Source organism: Variovorax sp. CCNWLW235 (genome assembly GCF_037204085.1).
Classification (GTDB): Bacteria; Pseudomonadota; Gammaproteobacteria; order Burkholderiales; family Burkholderiaceae_C; genus Variovorax.
In genome coordinates, this window is record NZ_JBBCBW010000011.1 from 66,472 (window position 1) to 85,735 (window position 19,264).

The 19,264-nt window shown below is 65.8% G+C and carries 23 protein-coding genes; 9 read left to right on the forward strand and 14 right to left on the reverse strand.

Annotation, left to right across the window (positions count from 1 at the left end):
* Positions 1 to 5 precede the first annotated feature (5 nt).
* Together metF and V9L21_RS14420 are read left to right on the forward strand one after the other, a co-directional pair.
* The gene (metF, locus tag V9L21_RS14415) at positions 6 to 830 is read left to right on the forward strand and encodes a methylenetetrahydrofolate reductase [NAD(P)H] (protein ID WP_157616032.1); all 825 of its coding nucleotides are present in this window, start codon (positions 6 to 8) and stop codon (positions 828 to 830) included.
* Between the two features lie 86 nt (positions 831 to 916).
* Positions 917 to 1,513, forward strand: coding sequence for a septal ring lytic transglycosylase RlpA family protein (locus V9L21_RS14420; protein WP_337313055.1), 597 nt, complete (start codon positions 917 to 919; stop codon positions 1,511 to 1,513).
* 30 nt (positions 1,514 to 1,543) lie between these two features.
* Here the strand turns inward: V9L21_RS14420 and V9L21_RS14425 are convergent, their stop codons facing one another.
* Positions 1,544 to 2,494 (reverse strand): 23S rRNA (adenine(2030)-N(6))-methyltransferase RlmJ, encoded by a 951-nt coding sequence (locus V9L21_RS14425; protein ID WP_337312922.1) that lies wholly within the window; start codon positions 2,492 to 2,494, stop codon positions 1,544 to 1,546.
* A gap of 222 nt (positions 2,495 to 2,716) precedes the next feature.
* On the opposite strand from V9L21_RS14425, the gene rplM reads away from it, so the two are divergent.
* The 3 genes from rplM to erpA all read left to right on the forward strand — a co-directional run bounded on the left by rplM (position 2,717) and on the right by erpA (position 4,097).
* The gene (gene rplM / locus V9L21_RS14430) at positions 2,717 to 3,148 is read left to right on the forward strand and encodes a 50S ribosomal protein L13 (RefSeq protein WP_028259766.1); all 432 of its coding nucleotides are present in this window, start codon (positions 2,717 to 2,719) and stop codon (positions 3,146 to 3,148) included.
* A gap of 12 nt (positions 3,149 to 3,160) precedes the next feature.
* Positions 3,161 to 3,553: a 30S ribosomal protein S9 gene (gene rpsI / locus V9L21_RS14435; protein ID WP_126749434.1), complete on the forward strand. Its 393-nt coding sequence runs from the start codon at positions 3,161 to 3,163 to the stop codon at positions 3,551 to 3,553.
* Between the two features lie 178 nt (positions 3,554 to 3,731).
* Entirely contained in the window at positions 3,732 to 4,097 is a 366-nt protein-coding gene (gene erpA / locus V9L21_RS14440) for an iron-sulfur cluster insertion protein ErpA (RefSeq protein WP_126749433.1), read from the forward strand.
* Positions 4,098 to 4,197: 100 nt separating this feature from the next.
* Here erpA and V9L21_RS14445 read toward each other — a convergent pair whose 3' ends face one another.
* Both V9L21_RS14445 and V9L21_RS14450 read right to left on the reverse strand, forming a co-directional pair.
* A complete protein-coding gene (locus V9L21_RS14445) occupies positions 4,198 to 5,325 on the reverse strand; it encodes an anhydro-N-acetylmuramic acid kinase (RefSeq protein WP_337312924.1) in 1,128 nt (375 codons plus the stop codon).
* Positions 5,326 to 5,381: 56 nt separating this feature from the next.
* Positions 5,382 to 6,722, reverse strand: coding sequence for a peptidoglycan DD-metalloendopeptidase family protein (locus V9L21_RS14450; protein WP_337312926.1), 1,341 nt, complete (start codon positions 6,720 to 6,722; stop codon positions 5,382 to 5,384).
* Between the two features lie 157 nt (positions 6,723 to 6,879).
* Between V9L21_RS14450 and tyrS the strand changes: the two genes are divergently transcribed.
* Positions 6,880 to 8,112: a tyrosine--tRNA ligase gene (tyrS, locus tag V9L21_RS14455; RefSeq protein WP_337312928.1), complete on the forward strand. Its 1,233-nt coding sequence runs from the start codon at positions 6,880 to 6,882 to the stop codon at positions 8,110 to 8,112.
* A 39-nt stretch (positions 8,113 to 8,151) separates the two neighbouring features.
* Here tyrS and V9L21_RS14460 read toward each other — a convergent pair whose 3' ends face one another.
* A complete protein-coding gene (locus V9L21_RS14460) occupies positions 8,152 to 8,763 on the reverse strand; it encodes an OmpA family protein (protein ID WP_443304920.1) in 612 nt (203 codons plus the stop codon).
* 2 nt (positions 8,764 to 8,765) lie between these two features.
* Positions 8,766 to 9,260: a FecR family protein gene (locus V9L21_RS14465; RefSeq protein ID WP_337312932.1), complete on the reverse strand. Its 495-nt coding sequence runs from the start codon at positions 9,258 to 9,260 to the stop codon at positions 8,766 to 8,768.
* 143 nt (positions 9,261 to 9,403) lie between these two features.
* Here V9L21_RS14465 and V9L21_RS14470 point away from each other — a divergent pair, with 143 nt between their 5' ends.
* Positions 9,404 to 10,315, forward strand: coding sequence for a cation diffusion facilitator family transporter (locus V9L21_RS14470; RefSeq protein ID WP_337312934.1), 912 nt, complete (start codon positions 9,404 to 9,406; stop codon positions 10,313 to 10,315).
* Entirely contained in the window at positions 10,312 to 10,755 is a 444-nt protein-coding gene (gene dtd / locus V9L21_RS14475) for a D-aminoacyl-tRNA deacylase (protein ID WP_337312936.1), read from the forward strand. Before V9L21_RS14470 ends, dtd begins: the two co-directional genes overlap by 4 nt.
* A 10-nt stretch (positions 10,756 to 10,765) precedes the next feature.
* On the opposite strand, the gene V9L21_RS14480 is transcribed toward dtd, so the two are convergent.
* Genes V9L21_RS14480 through V9L21_RS14490 form a run of 3 tightly spaced genes read right to left on the reverse strand, consistent with a single transcriptional unit; the run spans position 10,766 to position 12,781 of the window.
* On the reverse strand, positions 10,766 to 11,365 hold the full coding sequence (locus V9L21_RS14480; RefSeq protein ID WP_337312938.1) for a class I SAM-dependent methyltransferase: 600 nt from the start codon (positions 11,363 to 11,365) through the stop codon (positions 10,766 to 10,768).
* A 2-nt stretch (positions 11,366 to 11,367) separates the two neighbouring features.
* Positions 11,368 to 11,829, reverse strand: coding sequence for an rRNA maturation RNase YbeY (ybeY, locus tag V9L21_RS14485; RefSeq protein ID WP_337312941.1), 462 nt, complete (start codon positions 11,827 to 11,829; stop codon positions 11,368 to 11,370).
* Position 11,830: 1 nt separating this feature from the next.
* The gene (locus tag V9L21_RS14490) at positions 11,831 to 12,781 is read right to left on the reverse strand and encodes a PhoH family protein (RefSeq protein WP_337312943.1); all 951 of its coding nucleotides are present in this window, start codon (positions 12,779 to 12,781) and stop codon (positions 11,831 to 11,833) included.
* A 20-nt stretch (positions 12,782 to 12,801) separates the two neighbouring features.
* On the opposite strand from V9L21_RS14490, the gene ruvA reads away from it, so the two are divergent.
* On the forward strand, positions 12,802 to 13,374 hold the full coding sequence (gene ruvA / locus V9L21_RS14495; RefSeq protein ID WP_126749423.1) for a Holliday junction branch migration protein RuvA: 573 nt from the start codon (positions 12,802 to 12,804) through the stop codon (positions 13,372 to 13,374).
* 16 nt (positions 13,375 to 13,390) lie between these two features.
* Here ruvA and V9L21_RS14500 read toward each other — a convergent pair whose 3' ends face one another.
* From V9L21_RS14500 to V9L21_RS14525, 6 genes are read right to left on the reverse strand one after another with little or no spacing between them, the layout of a single operon-like run.
* Positions 13,391 to 14,005 (reverse strand): YdeI/OmpD-associated family protein, encoded by a 615-nt coding sequence (locus V9L21_RS14500; RefSeq protein WP_443304896.1) that lies wholly within the window; start codon positions 14,003 to 14,005, stop codon positions 13,391 to 13,393.
* Complete coding sequence (locus V9L21_RS14505) at positions 14,002 to 14,955, reverse strand: phosphatidate cytidylyltransferase (protein ID WP_337312946.1); 954 nt, start codon at positions 14,953 to 14,955, stop codon at positions 14,002 to 14,004. The genes V9L21_RS14500 and V9L21_RS14505 overlap by 4 nt, the downstream gene beginning before the upstream one ends.
* A complete protein-coding gene (locus V9L21_RS14510; protein ID WP_443304922.1) occupies positions 14,952 to 15,626 on the reverse strand; it encodes a lysophospholipid acyltransferase family protein in 675 nt (224 codons plus the stop codon). Before V9L21_RS14510 ends, V9L21_RS14505 begins: the two co-directional genes overlap by 4 nt.
* A 47-nt stretch (positions 15,627 to 15,673) precedes the next feature.
* Positions 15,674 to 16,114: a hypothetical protein gene (locus tag V9L21_RS14515; RefSeq protein ID WP_337312949.1), complete on the reverse strand. Its 441-nt coding sequence runs from the start codon at positions 16,112 to 16,114 to the stop codon at positions 15,674 to 15,676.
* Positions 16,107 to 17,456, reverse strand: a complete 1,350-nt coding sequence (locus tag V9L21_RS14520) for a phosphatase PAP2/dual specificity phosphatase family protein (RefSeq protein ID WP_337312951.1) — start codon at positions 17,454 to 17,456, stop codon at positions 16,107 to 16,109. The genes V9L21_RS14515 and V9L21_RS14520 overlap by 8 nt, the downstream gene beginning before the upstream one ends.
* 19 nt (positions 17,457 to 17,475) lie before the next feature.
* Positions 17,476 to 19,251 carry a bifunctional alpha/beta hydrolase/class I SAM-dependent methyltransferase gene (locus tag V9L21_RS14525; protein WP_337312953.1) on the reverse strand — a complete coding sequence of 592 codons (1,776 nt, stop codon included), beginning with the start codon at positions 19,249 to 19,251 and terminating at the stop codon, positions 17,476 to 17,478.
* Positions 19,252 to 19,264 lie beyond the last annotated feature (13 nt).

Here is a 19,264-nt window from a genome sequence, read left to right on the forward strand (position 1 = left end):
CGCAGGTGCGCCTTCCGCTGAGCTTCGAATTCTTTCCGACCAAGACGCCTGAAGGCGCGGTCAAGCTGCGCGCCGTGCGCCAGCAGCTGTATGCGCGCAAGCCCGAGTTCTGCTCGGTCACCTACGGCGCGGGCGGCTCCACGCACCAGGGCACCTTTGGCGCGGTTCAAGAGATCCTGTCCGAGGGCGTGGACGCCGCGAGCCACTTCTCGTGCATCGGCGCCACGCGTGCCACCGTGCGCGAACAGCTGGCCGAACTCAAGGCCATGGGCGTGAAGCGCCTCGTCGCCCTGCGTGGCGACCTGCCGAGCGGCTACGGCATCGGCGGCGAATTTCTGTACGCGAGCGATCTCGTGGCCTTCATCCGCGAAGAAACCGGCCGCGACTTCCACATCGAGGTGGCTTGCTACCCCGAGGTGCATCCGCAGGCGCGTTCGCCGGAAGCCGACATGCAGGCCTTTGCCGCCAAGGTGAAGGCCGGTGCCGATTCGGCGATCACGCAATACTTCTTCAGCCCCGAGGCGTACTTTCGATTTGTCGACGACGCCCGCAAGCTGGGGCTCGACACGCCGATCGTCCCGGGCGTCATGCCGATCATCAGCTCGACGCAGCTCATGCGCTTCTCGGACGCCTGCGGGGCCGAGATTCCGCGCTGGATCCGCCTGCGGCTGCAGGGCTTCGGCGACGACACGGCATCCATCAAGGCCTTTGGTCTCGACGTGGTGGCCGACCTCTGCGCGCGCCTGCGCGATGGCGGCGCGCCGGCGCTGCACTTCTACACAATGAACCAGTCGGCGCCGACGCTGGCTGTGCTGGAGCGCCTCGATTGAGGGGGCGCGCGGAAGCAGGACGCTCGCTGCGCGGGGCCTTGCGCGTGGCCCTTGTCGCAGCAACCTGCGCGGTGGCCGGCTGTGCGATGCCTCCGGCCACCGAAGGCCCGGCGGACGCGAAAGACGCAAAGCTTTCGCCCTTGCAGCGCCAGCTGGCGGTGCCTGCGGGCGCACCGGCCCGTTCGAGCGTACCTTCAGTCCGCTACGACCTTGCGGCGCCCAGCTCTGGCGACCTGGGGCCTGACGACGGGGTGCCCGGCGACGGCGGCCCTCGCGAGATCTACGAGCGTGGTGGAGCGTCCTGGTATGGCATCCAGTTTCATCAGCGCAAGACTGCGAGCGGTGAGCGCTTCGACATGACGGCCATGACGGCGGCCCACAAGACCTTGCCGTTCAATACGCGCGTCTGCGTGCGCAGCCTGGTCACCGGCAGCGAAGTGCTGGTGCGCATCACCGACCGTGGCCCCTATGCGCAGGGCCGCATCATCGACCTGAGCCGTGCCGCGGCGGAGCGCATCGGCATGATCGGTCTCGGCATCAAGCAGGTGGCGCTGACGATCATCGACCGCGACGGTATGCGCTGCGGTGGTGCCGACGTGGAGGCGGCCGACACTCCGGCGCCGGCTGCAGCGCCGGCAGCCCCGCGCCGCAAGGTGAACGTGCCGGCGCGTCGCCGACGCTGAAAACTTCGGGCGAAGAAGAACCAGAAAGGGCTAGCCGCCCGAATCGAGCGAAAACGCGGCGTGCTTGTCCTGGGCCAGCCGCTCCACCAGTTGCGGCAGGGCGGCTGCCAGCAAGGGCTTCAGCGTATAGGGCGGGTTGATCAGGAACATGCCACTGGCGGGCAGCCCCGGGCGCTGGGTTTCGCCGGTGGTCGTGGTGATCAGCTTGCTCGACTTGACCGTGAGCGTGGCATGCAGCCACGGCTTGCCGGCCTTGGTCGCCAGCGTCTTCAGCCGCCTCGGGAGGTCGTGCGCCTCGGGCCGCGGAATGATCGGGTACCAGACCGCATAGGTGCCGGTCGCAAAGCGCTTGAGCGCCTCGGCCGCGAAGTCGAGCACGCGGCCGTAGTCGCTCTTGATTTCGTAGCTGGGGTCCATGAGCACCAGCGCGCGGCGCGAGGGCGGCGGCAGGAACTTGGTGGCGCTGCCAAAGCCGTCTTCGCGCAGCACGGCAATCTGGCGGCCGGCCTCGAGCTGCGCGATGTTGGCGTCCAGCGTGCGGGCGTCGGTGGGGTGCAGTTCGAACAGCTTGAGCTTGTCGTGGTCGCGCAGCAGGTGCTGCACGATGAACGGCGAACCCGGGTAGATGCGCGCACCGCCCTTGGGGTTGAAGTCGTGGATCACGCTGAGGTAGCGTGCAATCGCGTCGGCCAGGGGTGCTTCGGCTTCGGGTGCTACCTTTTTGGTAGCAGGCTTTGCGTTGGGAGCGGCTGGGGCGGCTGCTTTCTTGTCTGAAAGCAGCCGCAATATGCCTTCGGCCGCTTCGCCGCTGGTGCCGGCGTAGTCCCCGTCGAGCCTATAGAGGCCGGCGCCGGCGTGGGTGTCGACGACGGTCAGGGCTGCTTCTTTTTCAAGCAGGTGGTCGAGCGTGGCAATCAGCACCGTGTGCTTGAGCACGTCGGCGTGGTTGCCGGCATGGAAGGCGTGGCGGTAACTGAACATAGGGTGAGGATGGTAACGTCTCGGGCCCTCCGGCAGGCTTCAATTTGCTTCGATGGCCCGATTCTTCGTATAATCGCGGGCTTCGCAGCGTTTTTGTAGCCCCGCGGCGAAGGCATGCAACCTGTTCTCCAGGGTGCGTGAGACCCACCTAAGAGATTCCCGTCAGAGGAACGCCGACCGTGGAAAAGGGCTCGCCAAACCCTCTTTTCAAGAGAAAAACTCATGACCAAAACGTTCAGCGCCAAGCCCGCTGACGTGACGCACGAGTGGTTTGTGATTGACGCGACCGACAAGGTCCTCGGACGAGTAGCCAGCGAAGTTGCTCTCCGTTTGCGCGGCAAACACAAGGCCATTTACACGCCTCACGTCGATACCGGTGACTTCATTGTCATCATCAACGCAGCCCAGCTGCGCGTCACCGGCGCCAAGTCGATCGACAAGGTGTACTACCGTCACTCGGGCTACCCGGGCGGTATCACGGCGACCAACTTCCGCGACATGCAATCCAAGCACCCGGGCCGCGCCCTGGAAAAGGCTGTCAAGGGCATGCTGCCCAAGGGCCCGCTCGGCTACGCGATGATCAAGAAACTCAAGGTGTACGGTGGCGCTGAGCACCCGCATACCGCCCAACAGCCCAAAGTGCTGGAACTGTAAGGAGCCTTGAGAATGATTGGTGAATGGAACAATGGCACCGGCCGTCGCAAATCGAGCGTCGCCCGCGTGTTTCTGAAAAAGGGCTCGGGCAAGATCACGGTCAACGGCAAGGACATTCAAGAGTTCTTCGGCCGCGAAACCTCGATCATGATCGCGAAGCAACCCCTCGTGCTGACCAACAACCTCGAAGCTTTCGATGTGATGGTCAACGTGAACGGCGGCGGTGAATCCGGCCAAGCCGGTGCAACGCGCCACGGCATCACCCGCGCGCTGATCGACTACGACGCAAGCCTGAAGCCGGTGCTTAGCCAAGCTGGCTTTGTTACCCGCGACGCGCGTGAAGTCGAGCGTAAGAAGGTCGGTTTGCACTCTGCTCGCCGCCGCAAGCAGTTCAGCAAGCGCTGATACTGTCCGCTGCAAGCAAGAGCCGCCTTCGGGCGGCTTTTTCATTGCGGCTCTTGGCGGGGGCGGTTTTCGACCCCACTTGTGTTGGGTGCTCGCCAATGCCGCCCTGCCGAGAATGCCGCATTGCAGTAGCATTGGTTCATTGGCCGCCTGTTCGGCCCACAAGGAGTTATCCCACATGAGCGTTGTTGCCGAAAACATCCAGACCCAAATGCCCGAACCGATCGTCTTCACGGACAGTGCGGCCGCCAAGGTGGCCGACCTGATCGCCGAGGAAGGCAATCCCGACCTCAAGCTGCGCGTGTTTGTGCAAGGCGGCGGTTGCTCGGGCTTTCAGTACGGCTTCACTTTCGATGAAATCACGAATGAAGACGACACGACCATGACCAAGAACGGCGTGTCGCTGCTGATCGATGCCATGAGCTACCAGTATCTGGTCGGCGCTGAAATCGACTACAAGGAAGATCTGCAGGGCGCGCAGTTCGTGATCAAGAATCCGAACGCCACCAGCACCTGTGGCTGCGGATCCAGCTTCTCGGCTTGATTTGGCTCTGCTGCTGATAAAAGCCGCCTTCGGGCGGCTTTTTGCTGTCAGGCACCTCTATTCTCACCCGGAAGGGGCGCGTGCTCCGCTTGCGGGAGTTTCAGGCCGGATAAACCGCACCCAGCACGCGTGGCCCGCGCGCTCCCGTCACACTGGCAAGGTTGCCCGCCTCGCGCCGCACGGTACTGCGCGCCAGCCAAGCAAAGGCCGCGGCTTCGACCTGCAGCGGCGGCAGGCCGTGCTTCGTCGATGCATCCACCGTCACGCCCGGCAGCAGCGCGCGCAAGCGCGCGAGCAGGTGGTCGTTCAAGGCGCCGCCGCCGCAAACGATCAGCAGTCTGCTACCGTTTCCATAGCGCTGCACATCGGTCGCACAAACGCTGGCGGTGAATTCGGTCAGGGTCGCCTGCACGTCGGCAGGCGCGGCGCCCGCAACCGCGCCTAGGCGTGCTGAAAGCCAGGGCGGGTTGAACAGATCGCGACCCGTGCTCTTGGGCGGCGCCTTTGCGAAATAGGGCTCGGCCTGCAGCGTTGCAAGCAGCTCGGGCAGAACCTGCCCACTTGCGGCCCATTGCCCCCCGCGATCGAAGGGCTGGCCGGTGTGAAGCTGGCACCAGTAATCCATCAAGGCATTGCCTGGCCCGCAGTCGAAACCCAGCACGGCGGGCTCTTCCGGCGCATCAGCGGCGGGTAGCAGGCTCAAATTGGAAATGCCGCCGATGTTCAGCACCGCCACAGGTTCGTCGGCGCGCGCGAAGAGCGCACGGTGGAATGCCGGCACCAGCGGGGCGCCCTGGCCGCCCGCGGCGAGGTCTCGGCTGCGGAAGTCCGCAACCACGTCGATGCCGGTCAGTTCGGCCAGTAGCGAGGGGTTGTTGATCTGCAGCGTGTAGCCGACGGCATCGAACTCGGTGGGGCGGTGGCGAACCGTCTGGCCATGGGCGCCAAGCGCCGTGACGGCGCCTGCAGGAGTCCCGCTGTCTGCGAGGAGCTGGCCGACCACTCCCGCATAGACGCGGGCCAAGCCATTACCGGCCAGCGCGGCGCGGTGCAGTTCGTTGTCGCCGGGCGTGTTCAGCGCCATCAGCTCTGCCCGCAGTTCGGAGGGGAAAGGGGCGGTGGCGTAGGCCCGTACCGCAATACGCCCTTCGGAAAAGTCAGCCAGAACGCCATCGACGCCGTCGAGCGACGTGCCGGACATCAAGCCGATGAAAAGTTCGGCGGCCATTGCTGAACGGGACGAGCGGGGCGCTTGTTGTGCCGCCGCTATTGCCCCGCGGCTGTTCAGTCCGCGCTGGCCTGGATGACCGAGAACGCTGCAGCCAGTTCGGTGCGCGCACCGACGGCAATGCGTTCGAAGGCCGGGCGCATGGCGGCGGTGATCGGGGCGCCGCCTTCCTGGGCGATCGAGGCCGGGTCCTGGTATTCGCCGTTCACGCGGAACTCGAAGTGCAGGTGAGGGCCAGTGGCCCAGCCGGTGGCGCCCACGGCGCCGATCGTCTGGCCCTGGCTGATGCTTTCGCCGGCCTTTACGTCGACGCGGCTCAGGTGGGCGTAGGCCGTCTGCTGGTTGTTGCGGTGCTTGATGATGACGATGTTGCCGTAGCCGCTTTGCGTGCCGGCGAAATCGACTGTGCCGTCGCCGACGCTGCGCACCGCCGTGCCCGTGGGCGCGGCAAAGTCGATGCCGTTGTGCTGGCGCCAGCTGTTCAGGATCGGGTGCATGCGCATCGCAAAGCCGCTCGACACGCGCGAAAACTCCACGGGCGAGCTCAGGTACGCCTTGCGCAGGCTGTCGCCGTTCGGGCGGTAGTAGCTGCCCTTCTGGCCCGGAGGCTGGAACCACACGGCCTGGTGCACCTTGCCGCCGCTCTCGAACTCTGCCGAGAGCACGCGGCCGCTGCGTAGCGCCTGACCGTCGGCTTCGAAGGTTTCGTACACCACGGCAAAGCGGTCGCCCTTGCGCAGTGCGCGCACATCGACGTCGCCCGCGAAGATGTCGGCCAACTGGCTCGCGACCGAATCGGGAACGCGGGAGTCGTCGGTGGCAGCGAACAGCGAAGTGCGGATGGTGCCGCTGGCCAGGCGGGTGCCCGGCGTGAGCGTGTCGCGTTCGGTGAGCGCGACGAAGCCGACCGCCGTGCGCTCGATCACGAAGCGCTTGAAGCCGCCGTCGCCGTCGGGAATCCAGCGGGCGCTCAGCTTCTTGAGCTGATTTTCCTGGGTGGCTTCGGCCGTGATGGTGCGGCCTGCGCGCGCGAACAGCGCATTGCGGGCTTCGCCGCTCGCGCGCACGAAGGCGGTGGCGGCGGGGTCGGAAATACCCAGGCGCTTCAGCAGGGCCTCGGCCGTGTCGCTGGAGCGGGTGATGTCGGTGCGAAACAGCGTGAAGCTGAAGTTCTCGAGCGATTCGCTCTGTTCTGCAAAAGACAGGGGCGCAGTCGCTTCAAGCACCTGCTGGACCGGGAGGTCGGAAGCGTCGGGGCCCAGGGAGGCTACCGCCAGTGTTCCGGCGCTCAACAAGGCAGCCGCGATGGCCGCGGTAATCTGCTTGGGATAGGTCCGGAATGTATAGGCCACGCGAGAAGCCAGGAGCTCCTCGGCGGCGAGAATGCCGTTGATCAAACTTTGAATTCCAGCTCAGGTTCTGCAAATCCGCGCTGCAAAGCCCAGAACGGACAGGGCGGCAGGACGGTGCGGAAAAAAGCGCCGCTTAGAATCCGGCGCTTGAAAAGTCGGGCTGAGTATAGCTTCGGCAACCTGAAAATCAGCCAAAAAGCCTATGAATGCCGAATCTGTTACATCCAATGGCCTGTCCGATGGTGTAAGACGAGCGCTTGAGATATCCCTCCGGGGGACCGACGAACTGCTGCCCCGGGACGAGTGGGTGCGCAAGCTGCAGCGCTCGGAGGCCAGCGGAACGCCGCTGCGCATCAAATTGGGGCTCGATCCAACCGCGCCCGATATCCACATCGGCCATACGGTTGTCCTCAACAAGATGCGTCAGCTCCAGGACCTGGGGCATCGGGTAATTTTCCTGATTGGCGACTTCACGACCACCATTGGCGATCCTTCGGGCCGCAACAGTACCCGGCCGCCGCTCACGCGAGAGCAGATCGAGGCCAACGCCCAGACCTACTACCGGCAGGCCAGCCTGGTGCTGGACCCTGAAAAGACAGAGATTCGCTACAACTCCGAATGGAGCGACCCGCTGGGCGCGCGCGGCATGATCCAGCTGGCCGCCAAGTACACCGTCGCCCGCATGATGGAGCGCGACGACTTCAACAAGCGCTTCAAGGCCGGCCAGTCGATTTCCGTGCACGAGTTCCTCTATCCGCTGATGCAGGGCTACGACTCGGTGGCGCTCAAGAGCGACCTCGAACTGGGCGGCACCGACCAGAAGTTCAATCTGCTGGTTGGCCGCCACCTCCAGCAAGAATACGGCCAAGAGCCGCAGTGCATACTCACTATGCCTCTGCTGGAGGGTCTCGATGGCGTCGAGAAGATGTCCAAGAGCAAGAACAACTACATCGGCATCAGCGAAGACGCCAACACCATGTTCGCCAAGGTGCTGTCGATCTCCGACGAGTTGATGTGGCGCTGGTACACCTTGCTGAGCTTCCAGTCGCTGGAGCAGATCGAGGCGCTCAAGTCCGAAATCGCGGCCGGCCGCAATCCGAAGGATGCGAAGGTGGCGCTGGCCAAGGAAATCACCGCGCGCTTCCACAGCACGGCGGCGGCCGAGACGGCGGAGCAGGATTTCATCAACCGCAGCAAAGGCGGCGTGCCGGACGAGATTCCCGAGGTGTCGCTTGGCGGTGCGCCGCTGGGTATTGCGCAACTGCTCAAACAGGCCGGCCTGGCACCTTCGACCTCCGAGGGCAACCGGCTGGTCGATGGCGGCGGTGTGCGCGTCGATTCGGTCGTGATCAGCGACAAGGCGCTGAAACTGCCGGCGGGCAGCTACGTGGTGCAGGTCGGCAAGCGCAAGTTTGCGCGCGTGATCGTCAGCTGATCGGATCAAAGGGGCGGCTGCGCTGGCCGCCAGCCGCCTTTACCGGACTTCGATGGTGACGCGCCGGTTGCGCGGCTCGTCCACTTCGTCAGCCGTGGACACGGCGAGCTCGCGTTCGCCGCGGCCTACGGCTTCGATGCGCTTGGCCGGAAACTGCCGGTCGATGAAGAGTTGCACCACTTCCTGTGCCCGGCGCTGCGAAAGCATGTCGTTCTGCTCCAGTGCGCCCTTGGTGTCAGTGTGCCCAGTCACCACGATGTCGCTGCCGCTGCGGGTTTGAGCCGCAACCAGCGCCTCGTTCATGACCTGCTGCGACGCGGGCGTGAGCGTGGTGCCCCCGGCGTCGAAAAACACCGTGTACCGCTGCGGCGGAGGCGGGCGCATGTCGAACAGTACCTTGTTCTCGGCGCGCACCTTGGCCGGGTCGGCCTGGTCGACCACGGGTGCGCCCGAAGCGCCGACGGCCGCGGTTGCACGCTGATAGGGCCTGGAAAGAACTTCTTCGCCGTCCTTCGCGCGCACCACCACCGCAGAGGGCTTGTCGTCCGCCTGGGGCAGCAGCACCACGCGGGTGCCCGGTGTGCTGCAGGCGGCAAGCAGCGCTGTGATCAGGGCGGCAAGAAGGGTGGAGGCATGGGGCCGCAACTTCATCGTCATGGCTGGCCATCGGTCTGCACGATGAAGTCGGTTCCGCGGATTCCGATCGTGGCCGTTTGCGTTTCCACGCGGATCGCGTCGGGGTTGGTCTTGCCGATCAGGCCCGTGATCATGCGCATGGAGCCGCGCAGCAGCGATACGAGCACGCCGCCTTCATGCGTGGTGGCGTTGAAGTGGAATTCCTTCAGGTCCAGCCGCGACGAAGGCCCGACGACGAGCGTCGTGTCGTCGCGCAAGACCACGGCCGCGGAAGAGTCCGGGCCGGTCACGATACGGTCCACCGCGGTGAGCGCATCGCCTGCAGCAGCCACGCGCGGCGTACCGGCCGAGCTGAGCAGCTGCACGTTGCCGCGCACCGACTTCACGAAGCCCGCCTGGGGCTCGGCAACCGGTGCGGCCATGGGTGCGGTGGGCGTTGCTTGCGCGTGGGCCAACGCCACTGCGCCCCAAAGGGCGAAGCCTCCCAGGGCGATCAGGAATTTTTTCATCATCACTCTCTGCGAATGTCTCGCGGTGACACAAATATTAAATTGAACCTGTTACAAGCGGAGGCCGCATTTGATAACTCGGCTACAAAGATGCGGCCTTTTGCCGCACTTCTGTCGTTTTTCTTGTTCAACGTCTCTCGCCGCGCATGATTTTTACGCCCAAGACGCTGCTTCGCGTTTCCGTTGCCGTTGCCCTCGTCACCATCTTGCTCAAGGGCCTGGCAGGCTACGTCACGAATTCGATGGGCCTGATTTCCGACGCCATGGAGTCGTTCGTCAATCTTGCCAGCGCTATGTTCGCCCTGGCCATGGTGACCGTGGCGGCGCGGCCGGCCGACGAGGACCATCCCTACGGCCACCACAAGGCCGAGTACTTTTCATCGGGCTTCGAAGGCATTTTGATCGTTGGCGCGGCGGCCGCCATTCTCTGGGTTTCCGTGCAGCGGCTGCTTTCTCCCCAGCCGCTCGAGCAACTGGGCTGGGGGCTCGCGCTTTCGGTGCTCAGCTCCGCCTTCAACGCGGGCTTGGCCTATGCGTTGTTTCGGGCGGCGCATGTCCACCGGTCCATCGCGCTGGAAGCCGATGCGCGGCACCTCATGACCGACGTCTGGACTTCGGCTGCGGTCGTCATCGGCATCGTGGCCGTGCACTTCAGCGGATGGCTCTGGCTCGATCCGCTGCTGGCCATCGGCGTGGCGCTCAACATCGTGCGGGAGGGCGTGAAGCTCGTGTGGCGATCGTCACAGGGCCTGATGGACGAGGCGCTCGAGCCCGAAACCATTGCCACGCTGCGCACCACGCTCGACGAGTTTGCAGCGCGCTTGCCCGAAGGCGCACGGCTGCGCTTCGACGACATGGTCACCCGGCGCGCGGGCCAGCGTCGGTTTGCCGACCTGCACATGCACGTGCCGGGCGACTGGACGCTGCAGCACGCGGCCGCCATGCGCGACGAACTGGAGCAGGCACTCATGGACGCCGTGCCCGGCCTGCGCGTGACCATCCAGTTGCTGCCGCTGGGCATGGAAGCGCGCGCCACGCAGATGGAGGAAGAGGCATGAAGGCCGTGATTCAGCGCGTGGCAAGCGCGCGTGTCGATATTGGCGGGCAGACCGCGGGCGCCATCGAGGCCGGCCTGCTCGTGCTGCTCTGCGCGGAGCGCGGCGATGCGGATGCCGTGGCCGATCGCATGCTCGCAAAGATACTGAAGCTGCGCATCTTTTCAGATGAAGCGGGCAAGATGAACCGCAGCCTGCAGGACATCGGCGGCGGCCTGCTCGTGGTGAGCCAGTTCACGCTCGCGGCCGACGTGAGCGGCGGCAATCGCCCGAGCTTCACGCAAGCGGCGGCGCCGGACGAAGGGCGGCGGCTCTACGACTATTTCGTGGCGCAGGCGCGCGCCGCGCATCCGGTGGTTGCCACGGGCGAGTTCGGCGCCGACATGCAGGTGCACCTGGTCAACGACGGGCCAGTCACCATTCCCATGCAAATGACGGCCTAGCGCGCTGTGTTCACTTGCGTTCGAGCACGGCTTCCCAAAGCACCTTCGGCTGTTCGTAGCGCTCGACCGTGAGTTCTTCCAGGCGCAGCATGCGCCAGCCCTCGGCGAAGAGCCGCTCCACCGCTTCGCGGTCGAAAAAGCGCTTGGGCACGCCGTCCACCAGGTAGAAGGAGTCTTCGCCTTTCGGTGGCGGGCCGCTCGCGCCGTGGTGAAAGTCGTTCACGGAGTTCAACCGGCACAGCAGCACGCCGCCCGGTCGAAGCACGCAGTGCATGCGCCGTGCGAGCGCCAGCGTTTCATCCCAGGCAAAGTAGTGCAGCGAAAGACTCGCGAGCACCACACCGACGCTTCCGTCGGCCACTGGAAAGGGCGCACGGAAATCGGTGCGGTGAAACTCCGCGCCGTGCGGCACGCGCGCCCGCGCCGCCGCGACCGATTCGGTCGAGAGCTCGATGCCCACCACGCGCTGTCCTGCGTTCACCAACACCGCACTGTCCCGGCCCGTTCCGCAGCCCAGCTCGAGCACCGGGGCAGCGCCTGCGCGCTCGGCGACCAGATCCAGCCAGCGGTCCAGCCACGGATCGGTGGTATTCGCTCCGGGCGATGTCATCGCTACCTGCCGTACGGATTTCGAATGCCGAGGCCCGCAAGGATCTCGATCTCGCGCGCTTCCATTTCCTCGGCATCGGCCTCACCGGTCTCGTGGTCCCAGCCCTGCGCGTGCAGCGTGCCGTGAACCAGCAGGTGCGCGTAGTGCGCGGCCAGTGTCTTGCGCTGTTCCTTGGCCTCGGCCGCGACCACCGGCGCGCACAGCACCAGGTCGGCCATCACCATCGGGCTTTGCGCATAGTCGAACGTCAGCACGTTGGTTGCATAGTCCTTGCCGCGAAATTCGCGGTTCAGGCGCTGCCCTTCCTCGGCATCGACGATGCGCACCGTGATCTCGCCGTCCGCGTTGAGCGCATGGCGGATCCAGCGGGCCACGCTGTGCCGCGGCAATGCGGCGCGATGCCGCTCGATGCCCTTGAAGCGCGGTGCGAACTGGAGCGAAAGCGAAAGCTGAGCCAGCGCCATGTCAGTGCGACCCCGCACGCTTGCGCTGGCCGTCGTAGGCATCGACGATTTTGGCGACCAGTGGATGCCGCACCACGTCGGCACTGGTGAAGTGCGTGATCGCGATGCCGCTCACGCGCCGCAGCACGCGCTCGGCGTCGATCAGCCCGCTCAACTGCTGCTTGGGCAAATCGATCTGGCTCACGTCGCCCGTCACCACCGCCTTGGCACCGAAGCCGATGCGCGTGAGGAACATCTTCATCTGCTCGACCGTCGTGTTCTGCGCCTCGTCGAGAATGACGAAGGCATTGTTCAGCGTGCGCCCGCGCATGAAGGCCAGCGGCGCGATTTCTAGCGCGTTGCGCTCGAACGCCTTCTGCACTTTTTCGTAGCCCATGAGGTCGTAGAGCGCGTCGTACAGCGGGCGCAGGTACGGGTCGACCTTCTGCGTCAGGTCGCCCGGCAGAAAGCCGAGCCGCTCGCCGGCTTCCACCGCCGGTCGCGTGAGCACGATGCGTTGCACCGCCGCGCGCTCCAGCGCGTCGACTGCGCAGGCCACCGCCAGGTACGTCTTGCCGGTGCCGGCCGGGCCGATGCCGAAGGTGATGTCGTGCTTGGCGATGTTGTCGAGGTACAGCGCCTGCGTGGGCGTACGCGCGCGCAGGTCGGCGCGGCGCGTGACGAGCATGGCCGAGTCCTCATCGCTCATCGAGCCGTCGCCTGCGAGCGTGAGCTGCACCACGGCCGGGTCGATAGGGCGCTGGGCAATTTCGTACAGCGCCTGCAGCACGTCCATCGCCCGCTGCGCGGAGGCCTTGGGGCCGTCGACCTTGAACTGCTCGTGGCGATGCGCGATCTTCACGCCCAGGGCCTCTTCGATGCGGCGCAGGTGCGCGTCCAGCGGTCCGCACAGGTGGCCGAGGCGCGAGTTGTTGGGGGGAGCAAAGGTGTGTCGCAGAATCACGCCGGACATTTCAAGGAAAAAGGGCACCCATGATAGGCAAACTCACCGGCATCCTGGCCGAGCGCAACCCACCGCAGGTGGTGGTGGACTGCAATGGCGTCGGTTACGAGGTCGATGTGCCGATGAGCACGTTCTACAACCTGCCGGGCACCGGAGAGCGCGTTTCGCTGCTCACGCACTTCGTGGTGCGCGAGGACGCGCAGATTCTCTACGGTTTCGGCACCGCCGAGGAGCGTGCGGCTTTTCGGCAACTCATCAAGATCACCGGCGTGGGCCCGCGCACGGCGCTCGGCCTGCTGTCGGGCATGAGCGTGGGCGAACTGTCGCAGGCCATCACCACGCAAGAGCTCGGCCGGCTCGTCAAGATTCCGGGCATCGGCAAGAAGACCGCCGAGCGGCTGCTGCTGGAACTCAAGGGCAAGCTGGGCGCCGACATCGGCCTGCCCGCGCATGCGGCCTCCGACGCGCAGGCCGACATCCTGCAGGCGCTCATCGCGCTGGGCTACAGCGACAAGGAAGCTGCACTGGCGCTGAAGGCATTGCCCAAGGATGCGACCGTGAGCGAAGGCATCAAGCTGGCGCTGAAGGCGTTGGCGAAGTAGGGCGCCGAACCCGCGCTCAGGGGTGGATCTTCTCGCCCTTGGCGAGCATTTCAATGAATTGCGCAATACGCCGCGCCCGGGTCTCGGGCTTCTTCGCACCCTGCGTGCGGAACAGTACCGCGTAGCGGTTGCGCGAATCGAGCTTGGCAAAGAAGGCGGCCGCCTTGGGGTTCGCGTCCAGCGCGGCCTGCAGGTCGGGCGGCACGGTGGCGACGCTCTGGGCGTCGTAGGCCGCATCCCAGCGGCCGTCGGCGCGGGCGCGGTCGACCTCGGCCAGGCCGGCAGGTTGCATGCGGCCTTCCTCGATCAGCTTCAGTGCCTTGTCGCGGTTGATCTTCGACCAGGTGCTGCGCGGCGTGCGCGGGGTGAAGCGCTGCAGAAAGTACTTGTCGTCTTCCGCCTTGCGCTGCCCGTCGATCCAGCCGTAGCACAGCGCCACTTCGAGCGCCTCGGCATGATTGACAGACGTAATGCCGCTGTCTTTCTTGGCCATTCGCAGCCACACGCCGGCCGCGGCGGCATGGTGTCGCTTGAGCCAACGCTCCCATGAGGCAGCGGTGGTGCATTCGACGGGCGTGTCGTGCGGAACGCGCTCGGCAATTGCCGCTTTCTTTGTGCTTGCCGTACTCACGGCACCCACCAGTAGCGCAGCGCGTGAAAGTAGATCGGCGCCGCGAAGATCACCGAGTCGAGCCGGTCGAGCATGCCGCCATGGCCTTCGATCATCGAGCCCCAGTCTTTCACGCCGCGGTCTCGCTTGATGGCGGACATCACGAGTCCGCCGAAAAAGCCCATGAGGCAGATGGTGAGCGCCATCAGCGCCGCCTGCCAGGGGTTGAACGGCGTCGCCCAATAGAGCGCCGCGCCCAGTGCGGTGGCGCTGGCGACGCCGCCGACCAGGCCTTCCCACGTCTTCGATGGCGAGAGTTCGGGCGCCACCTTGCGCTTGCCGAAGAGCTTGCCCCAGACGTACTGCAGCACGTCGCTGCCCTGCACCACGATCACCAGAAAAGCGATCAGCAACAGGTTGCGGCCTTCGAAGCCGGGAATCTGCAGCGTAAGCAGCGCAGGCACGTGGCTGATGCAGAACACGCAGATCATCAGGCCCCACTGGATCTTGGAGGTGCGCTCCAGAAAGCGCTGCGTGTCGCCGCCCACGGCCGCAAGAATCGGCAGCACAAGAAAGGCGTAGACCGGAATGAAGATCGAATAGAGCCCGTACCACTCGATCCACACCAGGAAATACTGCACCGGCAGCCCGATGTAGAACGCGGCTGCAATTGCATGATGGTCGCCGCGCCGCGTGTAGGCCAGGCTGATGAACTCGCGCAGCGCATAGAACGAGATCAGATAGAACAGCACGATCACGCCGCCCTTGCCGAATGCAAAAGCAAGGCCGATCACCGCCACCATCACCCACCACGCATTGACGCGCGCGTTGAGGTTGTCGATGACCGAATGGGGCTGGCCTTGCGCCACGCGCCACTTGAGCGTTGCGCCGATGGCCGATGCGAGGATCAGCACGCCGGCCACGCCTCCGAACAATTGCAGCGTGGTCTGGGTAAAAGGCGAGATATTCATGGCGTGGTTGCGGCTGCTTTTTCTTGTTCGGGCACGCGGTCGTATTCGGGGCGCAGGTCGAGCATGGCGGCACGCGCGCGGGCGAGAAAGCCGGTCTTGTCTTCGCCTTCGGCCAGCTGGATGGGCGCGCCGAAGCGAACCGTGCAGGCGAGCGGAATCGGCACCAGCGTGCCCTTGGGCAGCACGCGCTTCAGGTTCTCGATCCACACAGGCACCAGTCGCACGGTGGGGCAGGCACGCGCCAGGTGATAGAGGCCGCTCTTGAGCGGCAGCAGGATCTCGTCGCCGGTGTTGCGCGTGCCCTCGGGAAACATGATGAGCGAGTCGCCGCCTTCGAGCGCTTCTTTCATCTGGTCGACAGGGTTGCCGCCTTGGCCCGAGCCGTCGCGCCGGATCATCAGCGCGTTGAACACATCCGCGCCGATGAACTGGCGCACTTTCGACGCCATCCAGTAGTCCTGCCCCGCCACCGGCCGAGTCAGCGCGCGCAGGTCGGGCGGCAGCGTGGCCCACAGCAGCACGAAATCGCCGTGGCTCGTGTGGTTGGCGAAGTACAGCGTCTGCTCGGCCTTGGGCGTGGTGCCGCTCCAGATGGCGCGTACGCCCGTCAGCAACCCGGCCGCGCCGATGATCAGCTTGCCTGCAACGATGGCCAGCGCGCGGCGCAGCACCGTGCTTTCTGGTCGGCGGTCTTCTTCTTTGTTGTTGTCTTGTTCGGTCACGACAGGTCCTGTGTCATCAAGGCAAGGAGAAACATGGCGCTCTGGCATGCGACCACGATGGCGTGGCGCTGCATGAGCTGCCGGGTGCCCTGCACGCGGTCATCGAGCGGCCGCAGGGCCGCGGGCGGTTGCGCATTGCGCAGGCCGAGCCGGTCGAGCGCGCCGTCGAGCGCACCGAGCGATGCGATGTCGCCGCGCGCGAGATCGGCGAACAGCGCCTGGTCGAGCCGCAGCCTGAATGCGAAATATCGCTCGAGCGTGCCCAGCACCACCACTGCTCCAAAGCCCATGGCAGCCGTGGTCGAGAGCGAGCGCATGGTGAGCGCGAGCACCAGCGCCGCAATGCACATGAGTGCGAAGCCCCAGGCCGCCAGCACCGTCGCGGCGCGCAGCAACCCGGCCAAGGCCGCGCAGGTGGCGCGTTCGTTCTCAGTCATGAGGCGGCGCTCCGGGTGCAGCGGCACCCAGTGGTTCGAGCGAGGTCCGCCACGCAGCGCGCAGAACGATCTGCGGGCGCGCGAGGCGCACAGCGTCTTCCGCCTGCGCCAGGCCGCCCGATGCGCCATAGCGCCCCAGCCATGCGATGGCAGCCGCGGCGCTGCGCGAGAAGCCCAACGCACAGCAGACCCACACGGGAGCGCCTTCGGCATGGAGGCGCTGCCCTTCGATTACCGCGGCGGCGCGCTGCAGCCGCACGGTCGGCGGCACGGTCAAATCGAGTACCGGTACGCAACGCGCATGCGGAACGCCGGCCGGCGCCTGCAGCTCGGCGCACAGGCTCACGATCCGCGGTCGTCCGGCGTCAATCCATTCGGCCTTCGTCGGCAGGCGCCCGAGGCGCAGGCCCGGCACCACCTCGACCGAAGCCGGCAGCTTGCGCGTCCAGAGCCATGCGTTGACTGCCGCGCCAAGGCGATAGGGCGCGAACAGCCATCGCGCGGCCCAACCCATGCGGCCCATGCCGTTCATCTGGAAGCCGCGGGCGCCAAAGCCGATGTAGTTGAGCGCCACCAGCGCCAGCGAAACCGCGGGCCAGGCGAGCCACAGCCACGTGCCGCCGCCATACAACGCGGCTGCAAGAAACAGGGCTGCGCCCACTGCGTAGAAGCCCCCGAGCTTCCAGCGTTGCGCATCGCGCGCGCATTGCCAGGCGCGCGGCATCGACACCGTGCGCTCCAGCGGCCACAGCCAGACGCAGAAGATTCCGAGCAGTGCACCCGTGGGAATGTCGATGAAGTGGTGTTGCCAGGTGGTGAGCACCGACGCGCAGATCGCGAACGCCCACACATGCAGCACCAGCCTTGCCCACATTGCACGCAGGAACTGCCGGTACCAGTCCCACAGGATCACCGCCAGCGCGATGTGCAGCGAAGGCGCCTGGTTGTAGGGCTGGTCGAAGCCGCGCAGCGCATTGAACAGGAAGGCCGGCGCGCCTTCGACGGCCGGCTGCCCAAAGCTGAAATGCAGCGGCCAGACGACAAAGCAGGTGCAGGCGATGAGCGTTGCGGTTACGAGCCGCAGCGCATGCCTGTCGAGCGTGTGCTTGCTGCGCGCGAGAAAGAGCGAGAGCGCGTAGAAGACGTTGATCGTCCAGTACGGAAAAATCGTCCAGGCCCAGAACGGCACCTGCCGCTCCCACTCGAAGGCCATCGAAGGCACCTGCGCGCGCGTGGTGGCCCACCAGTTGGCAAGTCCGTAGGTCGTGTAGAACAGCGGCCCCAAGAACACCAGCCATGCGGCGGCCCGCTTCCACGGTCGCTGTGCCAGCCAGTGCTTCATTTCGCGTCAAGCCCGGAGGTCACGCCACCCTCACCGCGAGCGAGACGGTGAAGATGCCCCACTCGTCGATGCGCTGGTCGATCTTGCGGAAGCCCGCTTCTTCCACCAACTGGTCCATCTCGGCCTGGGTGCGGCGGCGCATCACCCACGCCTCGCCCTGGCGGTGACTGGTGAGCGCGCGCGCAATCATCTCGAGCTGCGGGTGCCAGGGCTGGCCGGTGTAGACCAGGTAGCCGCGGTCTTCCACCGCATCGCCCACGCCCGCGAGAGAGCGGCGCACCATTTCGTTGTCGGGAAAGAGTTCGTACAGGCCCGACACCACGGCCAGCGTGGGGCGCGGCGTTACGGTGGCCAGGCTGATGCGGTCGAAGGCATCGGCCTGAACGAACTGCGCAACGTCTTCCAGGCCCTTTTCGGCAATGAGCGCGCGGCCGTCGCGCACGTTGATGTCGCTGTAGTCGCGCAGCAGGATCGAGCTGGCCTTGACCGGGCTCGCAGTCACGGCGTCGAGCACGTAGCGGCCATGGCCGGCCGCAATGTCCATCACGCGCACCTCGCGGTGCATTTCGGCCAGGCGTTCCATCGCGATGCGGATCAGCTCCTCGACATGGATCTTGCGCTGCCGGATGCCGCGCCAGCCGATCGAGTTCAGGTAGGTCTTGTCGATGGAGCGGCCGAGCGGCCCCTTGCCTTCCGGATGGTTGCGGTAGACGTAGTCGAGCGTGCTGCCCGAATCGAAGCCGGTGTCGTGGCCCAGCTTCACGCCGCGCGAAAGAGTGCCGCCAAAGCGCAGCCCGGCGCGCGTCAGTCCCCAGTAGGCGCCGCGCGGAGACAGCGGCGCCAGTGGCTCGGCCAGCGCGCGCGACTCGTCGGCGGTGTTGCCGCTCAGGTGCGCCGCGCGCAGGTCGACCGGTGCCGGCGGCTCCTCGAACAGCTGAAGGACGAACTCGCGGATGGCCTGCACCGCCGGTGCGCGGTCCTTCTCGCCCAGCGTGTCGTGGAAGAAGCCCGGCAATTCCAGCTTGGTCTTGATCGCACTGCCCAGCCGCTCGAAGAACTGGTGCTGCGGCTTGTGGTGCACCACCCAGTCGGCGCCGGAGATCAGCAGCTGAACCGGCTGCGTGATGGCATTGGCGTCGGCCACCACGCGGTCGGCGGCTTCGTAGAGCCCCAGCAGGATGTTCACCGCAATGGGCCGCGAGATCAGCGGATCGCTCTCGTAGCTCGCAATGCGCTCGGGGTCGTGCGTGAGGAACTTCGCCTTCACGTAGCTGTTGACGAAGAACAGGCCGCGCAGCTTGTGCATCAGGCCCAGCCCGGCGCGCGCAAAAGGCACGTACAGCTTGACCTTGAAGGCCGGCGACGCCAGCGTGAGCCCGCGCACCTTGGGGGCGTAGTCGTGCGCCCAGGTGGAAACCAGCACGGCGCCCACGCTCTGCGCAATCACGTGGATGTCCTGCTCGGCCACGCCGTGCGCGCTGCCGATGTGCTGTACGAAGGTCTGCACGTCGCGCACCGACGTGGCAAAGCTCGGGCTGTAGCCGCGCTGGCCCGGCGAGCGGCCGTGGCCGCGCGCGTCCCAGGCAAAAAAGTCGAAATCGGGCAGATTGAGCTCGTCGACCAGGTGCGCCATGCGCGCGCCGTGCTCATGCCCGCGATGAAACAGCACGATGGCGCCGCGGCGCGCCGCACCCGTGGCCGGCCAGTGCCGATAGAACAGCGATTCGCCGTCGTGCGTGCGGAACTGGCGCTCTTGCGCCATGCGTTGGTGGGTGTTGGTATCGGTATCGGTCATTGAATCCAGATCG

What these genes read in the sequence shown, in the direction of transcription:
- V9L21_RS14465 (WP_337312932.1), bottom strand. Translation starts at nt 9,260, where the DNA reads ATGATGAAAAAATTCCTGATCGCCCTGGGAGGCTTCGCCCTTTGGGGC.
- V9L21_RS14425 (WP_337312922.1), bottom strand. Translation starts at nt 2,494, where the DNA reads ATGTTCAGTTACCGCCACGCCTTCCATGCCGGCAACCACGCCGACGTG.
- rpsI (WP_126749434.1), top strand. Translation starts at nt 3,161, where the DNA reads ATGATTGGTGAATGGAACAATGGCACCGGCCGTCGCAAATCGAGCGTC.
- V9L21_RS14480 (WP_337312938.1), bottom strand. Translation starts at nt 11,365, where the DNA reads ATGACATCGCCCGGAGCGAATACCACCGATCCGTGGCTGGACCGCTGG.
- V9L21_RS14490 (WP_337312943.1), bottom strand. Translation starts at nt 12,781, where the DNA reads ATGTCCGGCGTGATTCTGCGACACACCTTTGCTCCCCCCAACAACTCG.
- dtd (WP_337312936.1), top strand. Translation starts at nt 10,312, where the DNA reads ATGAAGGCCGTGATTCAGCGCGTGGCAAGCGCGCGTGTCGATATTGGC.
- V9L21_RS14470 (WP_337312934.1), top strand. Translation starts at nt 9,404, where the DNA reads ATGATTTTTACGCCCAAGACGCTGCTTCGCGTTTCCGTTGCCGTTGCC.
- V9L21_RS14420 (WP_337313055.1), top strand. Translation starts at nt 917, where the DNA reads ATGCCTCCGGCCACCGAAGGCCCGGCGGACGCGAAAGACGCAAAGCTT.
- ybeY (WP_337312941.1), bottom strand. Translation starts at nt 11,829, where the DNA reads ATGGCGCTGGCTCAGCTTTCGCTTTCGCTCCAGTTCGCACCGCGCTTC.
- V9L21_RS14445 (WP_337312924.1), bottom strand. Translation starts at nt 5,325, where the DNA reads ATGGCCGCCGAACTTTTCATCGGCTTGATGTCCGGCACGTCGCTCGAC.
- V9L21_RS14505 (WP_337312946.1), bottom strand. Translation starts at nt 14,955, where the DNA reads ATGAATATCTCGCCTTTTACCCAGACCACGCTGCAATTGTTCGGAGGC.
- V9L21_RS14515 (WP_337312949.1), bottom strand. Translation starts at nt 16,114, where the DNA reads ATGACTGAGAACGAACGCGCCACCTGCGCGGCCTTGGCCGGGTTGCTG.
- V9L21_RS14525 (WP_337312953.1), bottom strand. Translation starts at nt 19,251, where the DNA reads ATGACCGATACCGATACCAACACCCACCAACGCATGGCGCAAGAGCGC.
- V9L21_RS14520 (WP_337312951.1), bottom strand. Translation starts at nt 17,456, where the DNA reads ATGAAGCACTGGCTGGCACAGCGACCGTGGAAGCGGGCCGCCGCATGG.
- V9L21_RS14460 (WP_443304920.1), bottom strand. Translation starts at nt 8,763, where the DNA reads ATGAAGTTGCGGCCCCATGCCTCCACCCTTCTTGCCGCCCTGATCACA.
- tyrS (WP_337312928.1), top strand. Translation starts at nt 6,880, where the DNA reads ATGAATGCCGAATCTGTTACATCCAATGGCCTGTCCGATGGTGTAAGA.
- rplM (WP_028259766.1), top strand. Translation starts at nt 2,717, where the DNA reads ATGACCAAAACGTTCAGCGCCAAGCCCGCTGACGTGACGCACGAGTGG.
- ruvA (WP_126749423.1), top strand. Translation starts at nt 12,802, where the DNA reads ATGATAGGCAAACTCACCGGCATCCTGGCCGAGCGCAACCCACCGCAG.
- erpA (WP_126749433.1), top strand. Translation starts at nt 3,732, where the DNA reads ATGAGCGTTGTTGCCGAAAACATCCAGACCCAAATGCCCGAACCGATC.